We start from the raw sequence: 18,364 nt of genomic DNA, 5'->3' as shown, positions 1-18,364 counted from the left end.
AAACCGGAAAACATTTATCTGAAATATTATTCCCAGCCCACATATCCATCTTCCATATCATAGATCTCAGAAAAACCTAAGTCGGTTAGAATTTTACCCGCTTTGTTACTTCGGTTCCCACTTCTGCAATATATTACTACAGGTTTATCTTTATCCAACATAGCTACCTGCTGTTCAAAATTATCATCAAAAAAGTTGATGAGCACCGCCCCTTCAATATGTCCTTCCTGAAATTCCTCCGGGGTTCTTACATCCAGGATAATTACATTGGGGTCTTCTGCTAAAATTGTTTTGGCCTCGTCTACCTTTATTACGGTAACTTCCCTTTTATCTTCCTTTGAATTGCAGGAAATAAAATTAAAGGAGAATATTGCTACCAATAAATACATCAGGTTTCTTTTCATGAAATTCATTTTAAAAAATAAAGATAGCTTATTTACTATTTAATGCGGAAAGTAAAGATCAGCACCACAGGTTTGAATTAAAATATTTCTTTCCAAATGATATAAATCCCCATTACAAGAACAAACCATCCAAAGGCTATTTTGAGTTTTTTCCCATCAATAAATTTATTCAGGTAACCCCCTATAAAGATACCAACTATAGATAAACCGGTAAAGATCAAAAGGAATACCCAGTCTATTTCCAGGTTTTCAACATCTCCAATAAAACCAATGAGGGATTTCACTGCAATAATAAGCAGAGAGGTTGCCACGGCTTTTTTCATAGGTAGCCTTGCCAGTAACACTAATGCGGGAATAATTAAAAATCCGCCGCCGGCCCCAACAATTCCTGTAAGAATGCCCACCACAACTCCCTCGATAATTATGAGTGGATAGTTATATTTTACCTTGGTTTCAACAATATCTTCACTCCTGTTGTTTTTAATCATTGAGATGGAGGCCACAACCATTATAAGGGCAAAAAACAGCATAATCCCAATGTTCTTGGTAACCTCAAAACCCCAAAGGGTGAAGATGTGATCTGGAATAGCAGGAACAATATATTTCCTGGTGATGTAAACAGCTATAAAAGCCGGAATCGAAAAAACCGTGGCTGTTCTAAAATCTACCAGCTTCTTCTTCATATTATTAAATGCCCCTACCAGCGATGATGTCCCCACTACAAAAAGCGAATAAGCTGTTGCGGTTACAGGGTTAATGGCAAGCAAGTACACCAGTACCGGGACAGTGAGTATAGAACCACCTCCACCAATGAGGCCTAACACAACTCCAATTATCAAAGCCCCAAAATATCCTAAGAGATCAAATATTTCCAAAATATAATTTTTTTATTGGTGCAAAAGTAAAGTGTTAACAGGGCGATGGCAGTAACAAAAGTTACAGAGCTTTTCGTTTTTTAAAACCAACTTTGAAAACCGGAATCTAATACAGGATAGTTCAGGGATCCTTTTCCTCACCTTGATATTGAATCAAAAGGGAGAAAATGATTTATCGTATAAAAATATATAGCACTCATTTTCAAATAATTGCAAAATGTGTTATGCCAACTAATAACAAAATAATGGGTTTGATTCATATTAATCAGGCTATTTCAGAAAGTATGATTAGTGTCATATTTTATAAAAGAAAATCCCTTTTACTTTGCCTTTAAAATAGACGATAGGCCGGTCTTGAAAAAATGTTTAGTTTTTTCTAAACAGTTAAAACATTAAACAATGAAGAATAAGAAATTATTTGAATTACACGCCGATGTTTGTAAAGCTATGGCTCATCCCCTTAGGATGGAAGTAATTCATTTACTGGATGAACGGGAATATTGTTTCGCAGATTTACAGGAAGTAACGGGGGAGTTAAAATCCAATCTTTCCCAGCATTTAAAAGTAATGACAAAAAAGGGGATCTTAAAAGTACGGCGTGACGGTCAATGCAGTCATTTTTCCCTTAGCTCACATAAAGTTGCACAAGCATGTGAACTTATGCGGGAGGTGCTTATTGAAAACATTCAGGAACAACAGGACATACTCAAAATCTTTTAGATGAGATTTGAGGGAACTATCATCGGATACAAACCCACGGAACGTGTGCTATGCTTCCGGCCAATAAAAATGGAGGAATTTTAAAATTAAATTTTTACTTATGAAAACTATATTAGTATTAGGTGCAGGCACTGGCGGAATTGTTACTGCCAGAGAACTTAGTAAACACAGCGGAAATGAAGATGATATTAACCTTGTAAATATCCTGGTATTTGAAAAGGAAGAAAGGAGTGTTTTTGCTCCTTCCCTTCCCTGGTTAATGGTTGGCCAGAGAAAACCAGAACAGATCTATGAAAGTTATAAGAAACTTGACGCTTCCGGCCTGGAAGTAATAAGCGGGGAAATTGAGAATGTAGATCCAGAAAATATTAGTGTAACCGTAAAAGGCAAAGTTTATAAAGGAGATTATATGGTAGTTTCCCTGGGAGTGGAACAAAAAAATGATTTTAACCTTGATAAATTTGGCTATAATTTCTTCACTCTGGATGGGGCGACGCGATTTAATAAAGAGCTGGATATACTTGTTGTTGGTAAAATAGCCATACTTGTTTCCTCCCTTCCCTTTAAAAGCCCTGCAGCCCCTTATGAAGCAGCCATGTTAATTGAGGATTATGTGCGCAAAGCCGAAATAAGCAGTAAAGTGGAGGTAGCTTTATATTCCCCTGAAGGCGGGCCCATGGAATTTGCAGGTCCCGAAGCTTCCAAAGAACTTAAGATACTTCTTGAAAATAAAGGAATTAAGTATTATCCCAATCATCAGGTAACAAATGTAACGGCAGATACACTTGAATTCAGCAATGGAAAAAGCTATAAATACAACCTCCTGGCTTATACACCCAAACACGAGGCACCCGCAGTAATACGCAGCAGTTCGCTGGCCGGGGAATCCGGTTGGATCGAGGCCAACCGCCAAACCCTGGAGACCAAATTTCCTAATGTTTATGCTATTGGAGATATAACAGATATAAAGTTAGACACCGGAGTTTCCTTTCCAAAGATTGGGATCTTTGCCCGGGAACAGGCAGAGATCGTGGCGCATAACATTGGAAGAAAAATTGGAAATAATTTGCCAGATCACACTTTTAAAGGGGAAGGCCAGTATTATATTGAATATGGTAAAGGCCTTGCAAGCACAACCGATGTGAATTTTTATGAGGATCCTAAGGAACCGCATGTAAAAATGAAAACGCCTGAAGTTCTGGGCCATTGGCACAAATGGTGGGCTGAAAAATACTGGTTCTTTAAAAACTTTTAAGCTGCAATGGAATAAGGCAAAACTTTAAAATTATGCTGAAAGTTACACAGGCAGCTACTATAATAAAATTATTAAAATGAGAAAAATAGGTTTAATAGGAGGCACCTTATGGCATTCAACCGTAGTGTATTATCGGTTGATAAATGAGCTTACTGCTGGAAAAATAGGGTCACAGGCAAATCCCGAAATGATCATCTACAGCCTGAATATAGAGTTGATGAGGGAGCAGAACAGGGATAAGATCAATAACGCGTACCTGGATATTTCAAGAAAATTAAAGACTGCAGGAGCTGAAGCTATAATTATTTGTGCGAACACCCCGCATATGGTATTTTCTTTTGTACAACCACAAATTGATATTCCTATTCTTCACATTGCAGATGCTGTGGGAAGGGCAGCCGGGAAAAAAGGTTTAAAAATTTTAGGCCTTTTGGGTAACAGACCCACGATGACAGGGGATTTTATATCGGGTTATTTGAAGGAAAACTATGGAATAGAAACTATTATTCCGGAGGAAGAATATTTGGACCGTTCCCACAATTTTGTTTCTGCAGAGCTCACCCGCGGAATATTCAGTGATGAGGCAAGATCTTTCTTTTTGGAACAAATGAAGTTGCTGAAAGATCGCGGAGCAGAAGGAATTATCCTGGGATGCACAGAGTTACCAATGTTAATTGAAGAAAAAAGTTTTGATCTTCCTCTATTTGCCACCACAAACCTGCATGCCCAGATGGCGGTGGAATTTATTCTCGAAGAAAATTTAATTGAAAAAAATAAATAAGTGTTAATAACAACCAGCAAATGAAAAAAAATATGGGGATTGCAGATACGGTGATCCGGATCTCTGCAGCAGTAGTAATTGCCGTTTTATATTTCACCGGAACAATCTCCGGCACTTTGGCAATTATCTTGCTTATACTGGCAGGAATTTTTATCCTTACCAGTTTTGTAAGTTTTTGCCCTCTTTATGCGCCATTTAATTTCTCAACGCGTAAAAAATTACCTTTAGGAAGGGAGTAACCTAAGAGTAGGTTTCGGAAATCTTATTGTAAGATGTAGGACCGGCTCCTGCCGGGCTCTATTTTTCTATATTTATTAAGGTCAGGAAAAGAAAAGCACGTCTAAGTTCTCCTTATGGAGATTATCTTCACCGGGCAGGCCTTAACAGCGGCGTCTACAGGATCAAAAATACTTTCATCTGCAGACCGAAGCGTGTGAAATCCTTTTTTGTCAATTGAATTAAGCAAGACACTTTTTCCGTCCTTTTTAGACATCTGGAATTGCAAAGAAGCGAGCTCTACACAATAGTTACAGCCTATACATTTATTTCGTTGCAGGGTTATTACTATCATCAGGCTTCTACAAGTTTATAAAGCTTATCATTTCTACGAACCCGGAAAGGGATTTTAAGGGTACAGCTGTCTCCTTTTAGTGCATTCTCACTCAACAGGTCATTTACGTACATAGCATCAACCACAAGTTCCTGAGCGCCGGTAGTTGGCCCTGTAATAAGGATCCTGTCTCCGTGATTCAAATTGTAAGCCTCGATCATAAATTCTGCAATGCCCGATTTTGGAAAATAGTGTACTCCTTTCCCCAGGTAGACTTTCTTCTGAGTTGCTGCGGAACCTGAAATTTTGCTCCATTCCCCTAATTTTTGACCCAGGTAATAGCCACTCCAAAAACCCCGGTTGTAAACTTTATTGAGCTCTTCCATCCAGATTGCAACCTTTTCTTTGGTATAGGTACCGGCATAATACGAATCTATTGCCTCCCTGTATGCCTTAATAACTGTAGCTCCATATTCCGGAGCGCGGCCGCGGCCTTCAATCTTTAGGACCTGAACTCCAGCTTCCATAACCTCATTCAGACAATCTATGGTGCAAAGATCTTTTGGGGACATCATATACTCGTTATCAAGTTCTAACTCAAAACCGGTTTCCTGATCTATCACAGTATATTTTTTTCGGCAATTCTGCTTACAGGCTCCGCGGTTGGCCGATGAATTATAAGAATGCAGGCTTAGGTAACATTTTCCTGAAACCGCCATACACAAAGCTCCGTGTCCAAATATCTCTATTTCCACCAGATTTCCTGAAGGACCTTTTATTTGCTCTTTTTGAATGTCACCGGTGATCTTTTTTACCTGTCTTAAACTAAGTTCCCGGGAAAGCACCATGGTTTCTGCAAAAAGACTATAGAATTTTACAGTTTCAATATTGGTCACATTTAACTGGGTAGAAATATGCACCGCTACTCCCATTCCCCTGGCCGAGGCAATTACAGCCTGGTCTGATGCTATCACCGCGGTTATCCCCGCTTCCTTGGCTTTTGTGAGCAGGGTTTTAATAAGGGAAAGGTCGTGGTCATAAATAATTGTATTAAGGGTTAAATAAGATCTTACATTTTTTACCCTGCATCTTTTGGTAATCTCTGGGAGGTCCTCCATTGTGAAATTAATCGATGCCCTTGCTCTCATATTGAGCTGCTCTACTCCAAAATAAACTGAATCTGCGCCATTGTCCAGGGCAGCTTGCAGAGATTCAAAATTTCCGGCCGGGGCCATTAATTCCATTTTAGATGAAAGTGAAGTCATGTGATAGTTCTTTTTTCCCGCAGGTTCCGCCTTAGTAGCCTTAAATTATTTGGGAGCAAAGGAAACAGGATTTGGAAAACAAGAATATGACCGGCGTCATAAAACCAAAATTTGAAAACGAATTTTTTACCCGTACAAGCGATTAACAGCTACTTTTAACAATACAATTGTTTGATTTCCAGCTATATGATGGAGATCATATTTTAGAAACGCTGGTTATTTGATCTTTGGAATCTTAATGGATTAAAAATAAGAAAATGAAAATGCCGCAACAACAAACGTTTTCTGACAGGAAGTTAAAAGATAAATATCTAAGAACGAATGAACTTGGGGAATTTTCTACGGAAACCTGTAAAAGGAACCAATTATATATTTATTTGAGTTTATTTCTGTTGATTTTCACAGTTATTACGTTAATTGTAATAACTTGAATTGGTATTTGATCTAATATGAAATAATTAAATTATTCTTTTGAAAGTAAAAGATAAATTAGAATCCCGGGACAGGCTTATCTATTTGCTCATTGCATTTGCCCTTATTTTTGTTTGGGTAGCAATAGGTTAAAATGTGAGATTTCCTGCAAATTCCCTTAAACTAATCTCCGATAATTTTGCCTGAAACCTTGCATTGCTGTGTCGCACAATGGCATTAATGTAATTTAGCTGGGCGGTCCTGAATTCGATAGTAGGTATCGTACCAATTCTGAATTTTTCCAGTGTAATATCAAGATTTTCCCGCGCAATAGCTTCATTATTACGTTCCAATTCTATTAAACTTATATTGGTTAAATAAGTTTGATAGGCGGTGCCAAGCTGGGTTTGAAGATCAAGTTCCTGTTGTTCAATCACCAGTTCGCTATTCTCAATTTGAATTTTGGCGATCTTCTCGTTCTGGTTTTGGTTAAAACCGTCAAAAATATTCATTCTGGCGCTAAAACCATAATTGAATCCCCTGGACTTCCCAAAACTTATAAATCCCAGACTGGATTCAGATTCACTAAATTGATAGCCAGTGTTGGCAACAATGGTAGGATATCTACCGGCCTTTACCTGCTTTAATTCCAGTTTAGCTATATTATTTGCGATGATTTGTGCTTGTAAAAGTGGATTTTGTTCTAATGCTAATTTTTCCAGTTCGGGCAAAAACAAGTCCTCTTCTACCGGTATTTCATCTATAACGCGGAAATCTATTTTTGTATCTCTTGCCAGAATTTGATTTAGCCTTATTTTGGTGTTCCTAAATAATTCTTCCTGCCGCAGCTGCATGGTTTGATCTGTATTCATATCAACCTGGGCATTTAGCACTTCGAGTTTGGATGCTTTTCCTATGGTAAAACGATTATCGGCCAGGGTTAATCGCTGGTTGGAGATCACAAGGGTACTGTCCAGCGCTACCAATTGCTGTTGTTGCTGTACCAGGTCATAATAAGTGATCATTACATCACTTACTTTGGCGAGGATGGTTTGTTGTAACTGGGCTTCTCCCAGTTTTTCAAGCTCCTTTAACTGTTCATACCTGGCAAACATCCTGAAACCATCAAATAAGGTCCAGTCCATTACCACCCCATAATTTATATTATTATTACGGGCATCATCCAGTTCTATAGTATTTCCATCTGCGCGGGTTTGCGAACTGTTTTGAGTACTGTTATTACTATTAAAAACAGCGCCAACAGATGGTAGTATTCCCGCATTGCCAATACTTACCCCCTCTTTATCAATATCCAGTTCATTGGAAGCGATCCTTATTTCGTAATTATTTTTAAGCGCGATGCGTACAGCTTCTTCTACCGTAAGTAATTCCTGGCCCTGAGCCTGTAAGGCAATAAAAGAAACTACCAGTAATTTTAAAAATCTATTCATGTAATTGGGGTTCCATTTTTAAGCGTTCCTGGGGTTGTGGTTCGTCAAACTCTGGCCGGTGTTTTTTATCCCGGGACCACATTAGATAAATAGCAGGAATTATATATAAAGTTAGGATAAGTGAGAACATAGTACCACCAATAATTACCACTCCCATCCCAATTCTGCTGGTTGAAGCTGCCCCAAAGGCAATAGCAATGGGCATTGCCCCAAGCGCAATGGTAAGACTGGTCATAAGTATAGGTCGTAATCTGGATTCAGAAGCTTTTAAAATAGCCTCATATTTGGGCATTCCCTGCTCCCTTAACTGGTTGGCAAACTCCACTATCAATATTCCGTTTTTGGTTACCAGCCCTATTAGCATTACTGTACCTATCTGGCTAAAGATATTCCAGGATTGCCCAAAGAGCCATAAAGAGAATAAGGCTCCCGCTACCGCCATGGGTACTGTAAGGATAATTATCAAAGGATCTACAAAACTTTCAAATTGGGCTGCCAGAATAAGGAAGATGAGCAACAAGGCCAGCAAAAAGGCAAACATGGTATTGGAACTACTTTCAACAAAGTCCCGGGATTCCCCCCCAAGATCTGTAGTGAAAGTTTCATCCAGGACCTTTCCTTTAATTCGCTCCATGGCTTCAATACCATCACCCATACTTTGACCCGGGGCGAGACTTGCTGAAACAGTGGCACTCATATACCGGTTATTGTGATAAAGGGCCGGAGGGCTGCTTTGTTCTTCAGTAGTAACAAGATTGTCCAGCTGAATTAAAACTCCTTCCCTGTTGCGTACAAACATGGAGGTAAGATCCATAGGAGCTGAGCGATCTTTTTTATCAAATTGTCCCATTACCTGATATTGCCTTCCATTCATCATAAAATAGCCAAAGCGTTGCCCGCTTAAAGCTAGTTGCAGGGTTTGCGCAACATCCAGGACAGATACTCCAAGTGTCTGGGCTTTTTCCCGGTCTATAGTAACATAAATTTCGGGTTTATTGAATTTCAGGTTTAGATCTGAATTAGCGAAAGTAGGATCACTTTGCACCTCGTCCATAAACATTGGGATCTTCTCCTCCAGTTGCTGAAAATTCTGGGCCTGAATAATATATTGTATGGGCATTCCTCCTCGACGGTTTACCGCAATAGTTGGACTTTCACTTACGTTTACCCTTGCACCCGGATATTGTTTCGTCCATTGGGTAAGTTTTTGGGCAATTTCCGCCTGCGAACGCTCCCTCTCGTCCGGCTGCACAAGTGCAATCCTTCCGAAGCCACTGTTTACCGAGCCTGAACCCCACCCCGGCGAGGTGATGATAAGACTTACATTTTTTTCGGGAATAGAATCATTAATAAGTTCTGTAAGCTCATTCATGAAAGAATCCATGTAATCATAGGAGGCACCTTCGGGGGCCGTGGCACTCAAACTTATAAAACTTCGATCCTCATAAGGAGCAGTTTCTTTTTGAAGCAGACTGTAAAAAACCACAGTTATAATAAGGCACAGTAAAAGAATGGGAAAACTAAGCCATTTCTTACCCATAAAAGCTCTTAGGGTGCTCGCATACCCCTTATTCATTTTCACAAAATACTTTTCCGTAAAGTTGTAAAACTTGGAATTATGCTGTTTCCCCGGTTTCATCAAATATGCGTTAAGCATAGGAGTTAATGTAAGACCTACAAATGCTGAAATTAGTACTGCCGCAGCAAGTACAACTCCAAATTCACGGAAAAGACTACCTACAAAACCTTCCAGGAAAATTACGGGAAGGAATACCGCAGCAAGGGTAACAGAGATAGAAATTACCGCGTACATTATTTCTTCAGAACCTTTTATGGCTGCCTGTATTGGGTGCATGCCCTCTTCTACCTTTTTATAAATATTTTCGGTCACAACTATACCATCATCTACAACAAGACCTGTGGCAAGTACAATGGCTAATAGAGTTAAGACATTTATGGAGAAACCGAACAACCACATGATAAAGAAGGTGGCAATAAGGGAAACTGGAATATCAATAAGGGGTCTCAGCGCTATGGACCAGTTCCTGAAAAAGAGGTAGATCACTAAAATTACCAGAATAATAGCGATGGCCAGGGTTTCTACCACCTCGGTAACAGATTTCCTTACGAAGGTAGTATTATCAAACGCAATATTGAGTTCAAAATCTGCAGGAAGATCCCTTTGCAATAATTCATATTGCTCATAAAAGGCATCTGCAATGTCAAGATAATTGGTGCCCGGTTGCGGGATGATCACCATTGATACCATCTCCTGCCCGGAATCACTTAATTTTGTTTCCAGATTTTCTGCTTCCAGCGCAGCAGTACCTATATCACTTAACCGAATAAGGTTATCACCTTCAGATCTTATAATGATATTATTAAATTCTTCTTCAGTAGAAAGATTTCCAAGAGTTTTAACGGCGAGTTCGGTTTGAGACCCCGATAGTTTACCGGTGGGAAGTTCAACGTTTTGTGCAGCAAGAGCGGCCCTCACATCACCCACGGTAGCTCCATAAGAAGCCAGTTTTACAGGATCTATCCAAAGGCGCATGGCATACCGGCGTTGGCCCCAAATAGAAACACTACTTACCCCGGGGATAGTTTGCAGGCGTGGGGCAATAACATTTTCAGCATAATCGCTTAATTCAAGGACATTCTTCTCCTTGCTTTGAACCGTCATTGCAATGATAGGTTGAGAATCGGCATCGGCTTTCGAAACTACCGGTGGGGCATCAATATCCTGGGGAAGTCGCCTTACAGCCTGTGAAACCTTATCCCTAACATCGTTTGCCGCGGCCTCAAGATCTTTATCAAGATTAAATTCAATGTTGATATTACTGGAGCCCTGGCTGGAAGTGGAACTTATATTCCTTATCCCGTCTATGGAGTTGATCTCCTTTTCAAGAGGTTCTGTGATCTGGGATTCTATAATATCCGGATTCGCCCCTGTATAACTTGTCCTTACCGAGATAATGGCCGGGTCTATTGAAGGAAATTCCCGAACGCCCAGATAGGTGAAACCTATCACTCCAAAGAGTACAATTGCAATATTCATTACAATAGTAAGGACAGGACGTTTTATACTTAATTTCGGTAAACTCATTATAACTGGGTTTTAGCGAGAGGTTGACGTAAATCAATATTAAGGGGGGTTCCGTTTCTAAGTACCATAATTCCCGACGTAAGTATAGTATCCCCGGCTTTCAATCCGGAAATTACCCTTATGGAACTTTCTGTTCTCGCTCCCGTTTCTACAATTACTTCTTTGGCTTTGCCATTTTCTGAAATAAAGATCTTTTTACCGTTTTGAATTGGAATAAGGGATTCTGTGGGTACCATTAACGCATCCTCTACCACCGAAAGTGGTAAAAACACATTGGCAAATGTTCCCGGAATTAATTTGCCGTCCTTATTATCTGCAATTGCACGCATTTTTAAAGTTCTGGTAGAAAGGTCTACCCCGGGCTCGGTGGCATAAATTGTTGCCTCATGTTCTTCGCGTGAATTGGAAGTTGTAAAAGTAATTTTATCATTTATCCTTACCTGTGAGGCGTATTTTTCAGGAATTGAAAATGTAATTTTTAATTTGTCTGTATTTACAAGGGTGGCTATTGGAGATGCAGGAGTAACATAAGTTCCCTGAGACACGTACCTTAACCCAATTACCCCAGAGAAAGGAGCTCTTACAGTGGCTTTGCCCAGTTGGGCCTGAATAAGCTGTGACTCGGCTTTTGAAGACTGAAAATCGGCCTGCGCCATATCGTATTCTTCCTGGCTTATGGCTTCTTTTTCGAGAAGAAGTCTGGCCCTGCGCTCATTTTCAGAAGCGAGCGTCTGGGATGTTTGTACTTTTGCAAGTTGCGCCCTCATCTCCTGATCATTAACCCTGAAAAGAATTTGACCTTTAGATACCTTACTGCCTTCTGTAAAATTAATATTCTCAATGATACCGGAAACCTCGCTGCGCAATTCTATTTGTTCATTGGCTTCAAGAGAACCAGAAAGGGAAAGGTTATCCTCAAATGCAACCGGTTGTAACACCTGGCCAACCACTTTAATCGCGGGAGGAGGTCCCGCCTGGTTGCCCTGAGTTTTATCTTTGTTATCTATAATTCTGTAACCTATTAAAGCTACCAATCCTACACCTATAAGTGTGAAAATAATATATCTTAATTTCATATGTAATTTGAATGAACAGGATAAAACTCCAAACCTCTAATTTTTTAGACTGTTTAAAGGAAATTAGGTTTAATGGAAATTAAACATTTAACGTTTGTTGGACCATTAAAAATCCTTTAAATCACCGGGGCATAGGATGTAATCCTATATATGACGCCAATGACATATCAAACTTACAAAGTTAAACCATTTCCAGAGAAGGTCATATAAGCAGATGTTGCCATTATATTATGAAGTTAATTATATAAATGGTACACACTAATAGAGAAGTTTGGATTTAATTCCTGATTTGGGGAAAGTGATGTTGAGTATGAAGAAAAACGGGTAGAACCATTATTAATACAGAAATGAATGACCAGGATCCTCGCTTTTCGTCCCGGGAGATTCATCTTTCCCGACAGGGGAATTTTTTCCAAATTGGGCCAAGATTGAATTTACCACATTCCGGGTTCCGGAATCCAGATCTTTAATACATTCCTTAAAATTTTCTATTCTGATTTTTTGGAATTGTGTATTTTGGGAAATGAAGCCATTTTCATCACTGGCATCCTTAAATAATTCCTTCACAACGTATTTCTCAAATATTGGGATAATGTTGTTATGTATAGGATCATTTTTAATTGTTTCAAAAAGCTCTCTAATCATTTGCTCTTCCCCCTCCAGGACCTCGAAAAAATTACCATCAGAATATACTAACAATCCCTTTACCCCAAATTCATTATTCCGGACCTCGGTATGATCCAGAATTTCGACTACTTCGCTAGGTTCAATGAAATAACTGGCAGTACTCACATAACAGATGGCATAACGCATATATAATAAATAGTTATTATTTTATTCTAAATTTAATTAATATTACCTTATAAATACAAATTTTATAGGATATTTTTATTATTTTATCATTTTAACTAAAAAAAAATAAATAATTCTTTCCCTGGCCATTAAGATTATTTAGAAACTATAATTATTTCTTACAGCTATTGATTAAATAGTTAATAATATGTTAATAATAAGCAAGTTAGCATATTATTAGCTTCTTTTTTTTAATTTAGAAATGTAAAAATTAGTGCTCCACCCCATATCCCTTTGCACAGAATCCCCGTATATTTTTACTTATTGCCATCCCCACAGAGTAATGTTTTAAGATCAACCCAAATGAACTATGTAATAAAATCACAGAGAGACGGCTGGTACTTTAAAGAGTTCCAGGGAACCAAGGGTGCTGCGGTATTTGGAAAGATCCAGGATGCCAGATTGTACAGCTGCAAAGCAGATGCATGTAAAGATATGTTACTTATGGGCCAGTATGGCCAGCGGGTTATAGCACTTACAAGAATGTGCGGGAAAAGTATTCGTAAAAGAAGATCCTCTACAGGTTCTGGCATAAATAAATAAAATCTAAGATCATCCCGGTTGGATCTTAAATTATAAATATAATTGGGGGATAAATAAAAATCCAGTTTAAATTGGACGGATCTCAATTCCTGTCAAAAGGCAGCAGTTTAGATCCCATACATTTACATAAGGATTATTATTTTCCGCACAAGCAGGAAACTTCGGTTTCCTGCTTTTTTTATGTATGCATTGTACTAAGAATGCTGGTGTAAAAGTTTAACTTGTAGGTTTTAAAAAGTGCGATATACCCCATGAAAAATTACCGAACTTTAAAATTATTCCTTTGGTTATTGCTTTTAAGCGCCGGCCTTTTATCCTGTAAAAAGGACCGAAGGGAAATGGCTTCCGGTGATCTGATATTTACCAGAATAGATTCTTTAATTGATCAAAAAGATTTTTTTACTGCCCGTGAAGAGTACAGGCAAAACCGCAAAAGTCTTTCTACCTTTCAACTCTTGAGCACGGGCGTCTTTCTGGATAATGCGTTTAACCGGCCCAATATTTCGGCTGGAAAAGCTGAAAAAATATTCCGGGACCATCGCAATGACTTAGACGATACGCTGGCAATGAGAATTAAAAGTATTGCCCTGAATAATTACATAAGGCTTTATGATTATAAGAGAGCCAAAGAAACCACAGAGGATCTTCTCTCAAATTATGGGAAAGTGATGACAGCGCAAAAAATTAAAGATCATCAAAATATGCTGATAATTTGGAAAGCCTTACAGGACCAACCCAAACAGGAGGTGCGTATTCCCCGGGAAGTAAACCTTGCCATACAACGTGATCTTGCCGGCTTAAAAACCCTTGAAATAAAAAATGGGCCCCTTGGGGCAAATTTCGTTTTTGACACTGGGGCTAATTTTTCTACCATAACCGAAAGTATGGCATCAACCTTCGGCCTGAAAATTCTTGAGGGTACATTTGAAGTAAAAAGTATCACAGGCGATAAGGTTATTTCCCGTGTGGCGGTAGCGCCGGAACTTAAGCTGGGGACCATTAGTATTAAAAATGCCGTTTTTTTGATTTTCCCAGATGAGGCCCTTGCCTTTCCTCAAATAAATTATCAAATCTTTGGGATAATAGGTTTTCCTGTGATAGAAGCGCTAAATGAAATTCAAATTACAACAGATGACCGGTTTATAGTTCCAAAAACCCCATCCCGGTCTATAGAAGCAAACCTGGCTTTAGATTTTCTCACTCCCCTCATCTATCTTGCAGATCAATACGGGAAGGGGATCTATACTTTTGATACCGGGGCAGATAAAACAATGCTTTACAGCACATATTTTGACAGATTTTTAATAAACGACACCTTATCCGGACAAGAAGTGGTCCACCGGTTTGGAGGGGCAGGTGGCGAAACTTTAAAAAAAGGATATTTTACCTCTTTCTCTCCCAGGGTTCATGGACATACTATAAAGATAGATTCTGTTACAGTTTTTTCTGAAAAGATAGATCCCGATAACCCATACCTGGGAAACATAGGCCAGGATTTTATTGCCAAATTCAGTAAAATGACCATCAATTTTGACCAGATGTTTGTGAGATTTGACTGATCTTAAAAAAAATACCCGGCTTTCAAACCGGTTATTTTTTTTAAAATGCAGATTTTACCTAATGTAAAAGATCTTTGTATTTGTTTTTCCTTGCAAAAAACACACCTACCAGCGCAGCTGTAATTACTGCGGTTGCCGCCACTTTTACTATAAAACTTGTACGGTTATGCTCCCACTCTGCATTCCATCCCCTTTCGGTAAATACATTGGGAATTCGGCCACGTGTAAAATCCTGGAGAATGCCTTCATAAACCCCAATCCTATCTGCAAGGACCAGCGGTAACCAACGGCCGTAACTGGATTCACTATTTTTATAGGCCTGCCTTCGTATCATTCCGCTTAAACCGGAAGGTGGCACAGAGGTTCCATATACTGAAGTAATCTTAGGCCTTTCAGCAGTTTGAAGAATTTCAATATCTGAACTTTGCTGTGGAGGACGTTGCCAGCTATATCCCTCCTGTTCTTCATTAGTTCTGTTTTTCATAGGATAAGTAGGGTCATTTTCCTTATTTGCATCTATACCCCATCCCTTTATATGGCTATAATCTTTCCCCCGCGATCTTTGAGATTCTGAAGGATTTGTTTCATCGTTTATCATAATGGATATTTTTATTTTTTAAAAATTCAGTTTTCTTAAACATCAAGGTTTAGCTGGCAGAAGGTGGTATTAATACAGGTTTAATGCAGTTATCCAGTTTCCGCGAGAAGATATGGTAGGCTTCCCCCACCTCTTCCAGAGGAACTCTATGGGTAATAAGCGCTTTCGGGTCTATGATCCCATTCCTTACATGTTCAATAAGACGGGGTAATAATCTTTTAACCGAGGCCTGGTTTGCTCTAATGGTAATGCCTTTATTCACAACATTTCCAATGGGCACCAGGGCATCTATGGGCCCGTAAACCCCAACTATGGAAACAATACCTCCTTTTTTTACCGAGTTTATGGCCCAGTGTAATGCTGTTGTAGAACCTCCCTGAAGCAGTAATTTTCTCCCCAGTAAAGTATTCATAGTATTCCCTGCAGCCTCTGCTCCCACTGCATCTATACACACATCTGCACCCAGGGAATCGGTAGTTTTTTTAATGAAACCCACGGGATCCTCTAACTCCGAAAAATTATAAACTTCGCATTGGGCATAATCCTTTACAAAATCAAGACGATATTCAAGTTCATCTATAACTATTACCCTTCCCGCGCCAAATAACCAGGCGCATTTTGCTGCCATAATTCCAATAGGGCCTGCTCCAAAGACCACCACTGTATCTCCTTCCTGGATCCCTCCCATTTCGGCGGCCTGATATCCCGTAGGTACAACATCTGTAAGCAGGACCGCATCATCGGGGTCCATCCATTCGGGAATTACCGTGGGGCCAACATTTGCATAAGGAACTCTTACATATTCTGCCTGCCCGCCATTATATCCCCCGGCGGTATGGGAATACCCAAATATTCCACCCACTGCGCCCGACTCCGGATTTGACTCGTGACAATTACCATATAGTTCCTGCCGGCAAAAGGCACATTTTCCACATGCTATATTGAAAGGAACCATTACTTTATCTCCTATTTTTACCTTTTCAACTGCCGAACCTACTTCCACTATTTCTCCTATAAATTCGTGGCCAAAAGTGCTGCCAACCCTGGTATCAGGAACAAGGCCGTGATACAAGTGCAGGTCTGACCCACAAATACAGGATCTTAGCACCCGCACGATTGCATCTTCAGGATGTTCAATTTCGGGATAAGGCTTGTCCCTGTCTGCCCGCACCCTAAAGGGGCCTCTAAAATTCATTGCTAACATAATTTTTCTTTTTTGTGTTTAGTTAATAAATAGTCCCACCACATAGAGGGATAATCGCACCGATAATTTTAAAAATCCGGGTGTTTCACTTGAAATTACAAAAAAGGAGAATTGGTTAAAAAGCCTTTAACTCGACTTTACGATCCCTCGAACTAATAATTGCAAAAATGTTAAGGGATGTAAAACACCTGCTAAATTTTTAGGAGATATATAAAAAACGAAGAAACAGTAATATAACAGATTAAGACCCTCGACTGTTAATTCCTGTTTCTTCGAAAAAATAATACTGAAGTCTCCCATATAAATTCAAAGGGGGGAACTCCAGTAGTTTAATGCCAATATTCTGTAAAAAGACAATGGAAGGACCCAAAGCAAAAACTATTTCAAATATTGGTACTTAAAGTTAGTAATTTTTTTATTAAAATCATATCATTAAAATTAAAAAACTTAACTTTTTTTAAGTCTACATTGCTGAATACCAGGCATTCAATACTGCAAAATCATTAAATTGCTGAAAAGATGATTGAGGTCATATTCCTTGTTTTGATTTACCCTTTTCTTTACCCTAATTAGATCCTTTTTTTATAATCAAGGGATCCAAAAAGTTTAAAGCCCAAATGTTTCAGCATCTGGAGCTGCTTTGCATTTTATAACGCGAAACTTTAAAGACGGTAAATTATTTATGAGTATACAAGATTCGACTGAAAAAATTATTCTTCCGAAGGGCCACCCCATTGAAATTTACAGGGAAGAAACCAAAATGATCAATAGCCTTCTGGAGGAACTGGAAGCGCTGGATCCTTCCGAAGAGAACCAGAAATATTACAATATTTTCAATCAGCTCCACACCATAGAAAAAAGGTTTGAGCGTAAAGAAAATCAGCTGTTTCCATTCCTGGAAAAACGCCGATGGAATGGCCCCTCAATGGGAATGTGGTCCTTTCATGACAATTTAAGGGACCAGTTTAGGTTGCTTCGGAAGAAAATTGAAGCGCGGGATTACGAGCAGGTCTTAACAGATGCCCCATATCTAATTAACGGGATCCAACGCTTATTATATACTGAAGAAACGGTTTTATTCCCAAATGCCCTGGAACTCCTTAGTGAAAAAGACTGGATTGAAATGCGCAAAGGCGAAGAAGAAATTGGCTGGATGTTAACCGTAACACCGCCAAATTATCCAGAGCAGGAATATATTCACCCGGCAAACGATCATACAAAAAGGGAACTTTCTTTCTCAACTGAAAATACCGCTCATTATGATGAAGGTTATATGACAGTAGAACAGGTAAACCTTCTGCTTAAAACCATGCCGCTTGATATTACTTATGTAGACGAAAATGATAAAGTTATCTTTTATAACCGTGGTGAAGAACGGGTTTTCCCACGTAGTGCCGGTATCATAGGCCGTGAAGTAAAATTTTGTCACCCTCCCAAAAGTGTTGGAACGGTTTTAAGGATCCTGGAAGAATTCAGGAAAGGAACTCAAAACGAATCTTCCTTCTGGATCAACTTTAAGGGACGACTTATATACATAAGATATTTTGCCGTGCGTGATGCCCAAAAGAATTACAAGGGGGTTATTGAAATGTCTCAGGATATAACAGATATTAAGAATATTGAAGGTGAGAAAAGATTGCTGGACTGGGATTAACAACACGGCCTTAGAACCAGTTCATTTTAATAAAACCAGGTGACTTAAAATTTAAAAAAT

17 protein-coding genes are annotated in these 18,364 nt (G+C 39.1%); 7 read left to right on the top strand and 10 right to left on the bottom strand.

What is annotated here, in order from left to right:
* Positions 1-26 precede the first annotated feature (26 nt).
* Together FK178_RS02250 and FK178_RS02245 are read right to left on the bottom strand one after the other, a co-directional pair.
* Positions 27-404, bottom strand: coding sequence for a rhodanese-like domain-containing protein (locus FK178_RS02250; RefSeq protein WP_168194543.1), 378 nt, complete (start codon positions 402-404; stop codon positions 27-29).
* 77 nt (positions 405-481) lie between these two features.
* Complete coding sequence (locus FK178_RS02245) at positions 482-1,279, bottom strand: sulfite exporter TauE/SafE family protein (protein WP_146830581.1); 798 nt, start codon at positions 1,277-1,279, stop codon at positions 482-484.
* Between the two features lie 399 nt (positions 1,280-1,678).
* Between FK178_RS02245 and FK178_RS02240 the strand changes: the two genes are divergently transcribed.
* From FK178_RS02240 to FK178_RS02225, 4 genes are all read left to right on the top strand, one after another.
* Positions 1,679-1,999, top strand: coding sequence for an ArsR/SmtB family transcription factor (locus FK178_RS02240; RefSeq protein WP_146830579.1), 321 nt, complete (start codon positions 1,679-1,681; stop codon positions 1,997-1,999).
* 100 nt (positions 2,000-2,099) lie between these two features.
* Positions 2,100-3,254, top strand: coding sequence for an NAD(P)/FAD-dependent oxidoreductase (locus tag FK178_RS02235; RefSeq protein ID WP_146830577.1), 1,155 nt, complete (start codon positions 2,100-2,102; stop codon positions 3,252-3,254).
* Between the two features lie 76 nt (positions 3,255-3,330).
* Positions 3,331-4,035, top strand: a complete 705-nt coding sequence (locus tag FK178_RS02230; RefSeq protein WP_146830574.1) for an aspartate/glutamate racemase family protein — start codon at positions 3,331-3,333, stop codon at positions 4,033-4,035.
* A gap of 20 nt (positions 4,036-4,055) precedes the next feature.
* Positions 4,056-4,274: a YgaP family membrane protein gene (locus FK178_RS02225; protein WP_146830572.1), complete on the top strand. Its 219-nt coding sequence runs from the start codon at positions 4,056-4,058 to the stop codon at positions 4,272-4,274.
* Between the two features lie 101 nt (positions 4,275-4,375).
* On the opposite strand, the gene FK178_RS02220 is transcribed toward FK178_RS02225, so the two are convergent.
* From FK178_RS02220 to FK178_RS02195, 6 genes are all read right to left on the bottom strand, one after another.
* Positions 4,376-4,606: a ferredoxin gene (locus FK178_RS02220; protein WP_146830570.1), complete on the bottom strand. Its 231-nt coding sequence runs from the start codon at positions 4,604-4,606 to the stop codon at positions 4,376-4,378.
* Positions 4,606-5,850 (bottom strand): peptidase U32 family protein, encoded by a 1,245-nt coding sequence (locus FK178_RS02215; RefSeq protein WP_146830568.1) that lies wholly within the window; start codon positions 5,848-5,850, stop codon positions 4,606-4,608. Before FK178_RS02215 ends, FK178_RS02220 begins: the two co-directional genes overlap by 1 nt.
* Before the next feature lie 560 nt (positions 5,851-6,410).
* Positions 6,411-7,712, bottom strand: coding sequence for a TolC family protein (locus FK178_RS02210; RefSeq protein ID WP_146830566.1), 1,302 nt, complete (start codon positions 7,710-7,712; stop codon positions 6,411-6,413).
* Entirely contained in the window at positions 7,705-10,818 is a 3,114-nt protein-coding gene (locus FK178_RS02205) for an efflux RND transporter permease subunit (RefSeq protein WP_146830564.1), read from the bottom strand. Before FK178_RS02205 ends, FK178_RS02210 begins: the two co-directional genes overlap by 8 nt.
* Positions 10,818-11,894 carry an efflux RND transporter periplasmic adaptor subunit gene (locus FK178_RS02200; protein ID WP_146830562.1) on the bottom strand — a complete coding sequence of 359 codons (1,077 nt, stop codon included), beginning with the start codon at positions 11,892-11,894 and terminating at the stop codon, positions 10,818-10,820. Before FK178_RS02200 ends, FK178_RS02205 begins: the two co-directional genes overlap by 1 nt.
* Before the next feature lie 336 nt (positions 11,895-12,230).
* Positions 12,231-12,707: a BLUF domain-containing protein gene (locus FK178_RS02195; RefSeq protein ID WP_146830560.1), complete on the bottom strand. Its 477-nt coding sequence runs from the start codon at positions 12,705-12,707 to the stop codon at positions 12,231-12,233.
* A 342-nt stretch (positions 12,708-13,049) separates the two neighbouring features.
* On the opposite strand from FK178_RS02195, the gene FK178_RS02190 reads away from it, so the two are divergent.
* Complete coding sequence (locus FK178_RS02190; RefSeq protein ID WP_146830558.1) at positions 13,050-13,289, top strand: hypothetical protein; 240 nt, start codon at positions 13,050-13,052, stop codon at positions 13,287-13,289.
* A gap of 251 nt (positions 13,290-13,540) precedes the next feature.
* Positions 13,541-14,848 carry a retropepsin-like aspartic protease gene (locus FK178_RS02185; protein ID WP_146830556.1) on the top strand — a complete coding sequence of 436 codons (1,308 nt, stop codon included), beginning with the start codon at positions 13,541-13,543 and terminating at the stop codon, positions 14,846-14,848.
* A gap of 58 nt (positions 14,849-14,906) precedes the next feature.
* Here FK178_RS02185 and FK178_RS02180 read toward each other — a convergent pair whose 3' ends face one another.
* Together FK178_RS02180 and FK178_RS02175 are read right to left on the bottom strand one after the other, a co-directional pair.
* Positions 14,907-15,446 carry a hypothetical protein gene (locus FK178_RS02180; RefSeq protein WP_146830554.1) on the bottom strand — a complete coding sequence of 180 codons (540 nt, stop codon included), beginning with the start codon at positions 15,444-15,446 and terminating at the stop codon, positions 14,907-14,909.
* A 49-nt stretch (positions 15,447-15,495) separates the two neighbouring features.
* Complete coding sequence (locus FK178_RS02175) at positions 15,496-16,650, bottom strand: zinc-dependent alcohol dehydrogenase (protein WP_146830552.1); 1,155 nt, start codon at positions 16,648-16,650, stop codon at positions 15,496-15,498.
* 682 nt (positions 16,651-17,332) lie between these two features.
* Here FK178_RS02175 and FK178_RS02170 point away from each other — a divergent pair.
* Entirely contained in the window at positions 17,333-18,304 is a 972-nt protein-coding gene (locus FK178_RS02170; protein WP_146830550.1) for a DUF438 domain-containing protein, read from the top strand.
* The last annotated feature ends 60 nt before the right edge of the window (positions 18,305-18,364 follow it).

The organism is Antarcticibacterium arcticum (assembly GCF_007993795.1).
Lineage (GTDB): Bacteria > Bacteroidota > Bacteroidia > Flavobacteriales > Flavobacteriaceae > Gillisia > Gillisia arctica.
The sequence above is the reverse complement of the archived record's forward strand: the minus strand, read 5'-3'. Positions and strand labels throughout refer to the sequence as shown.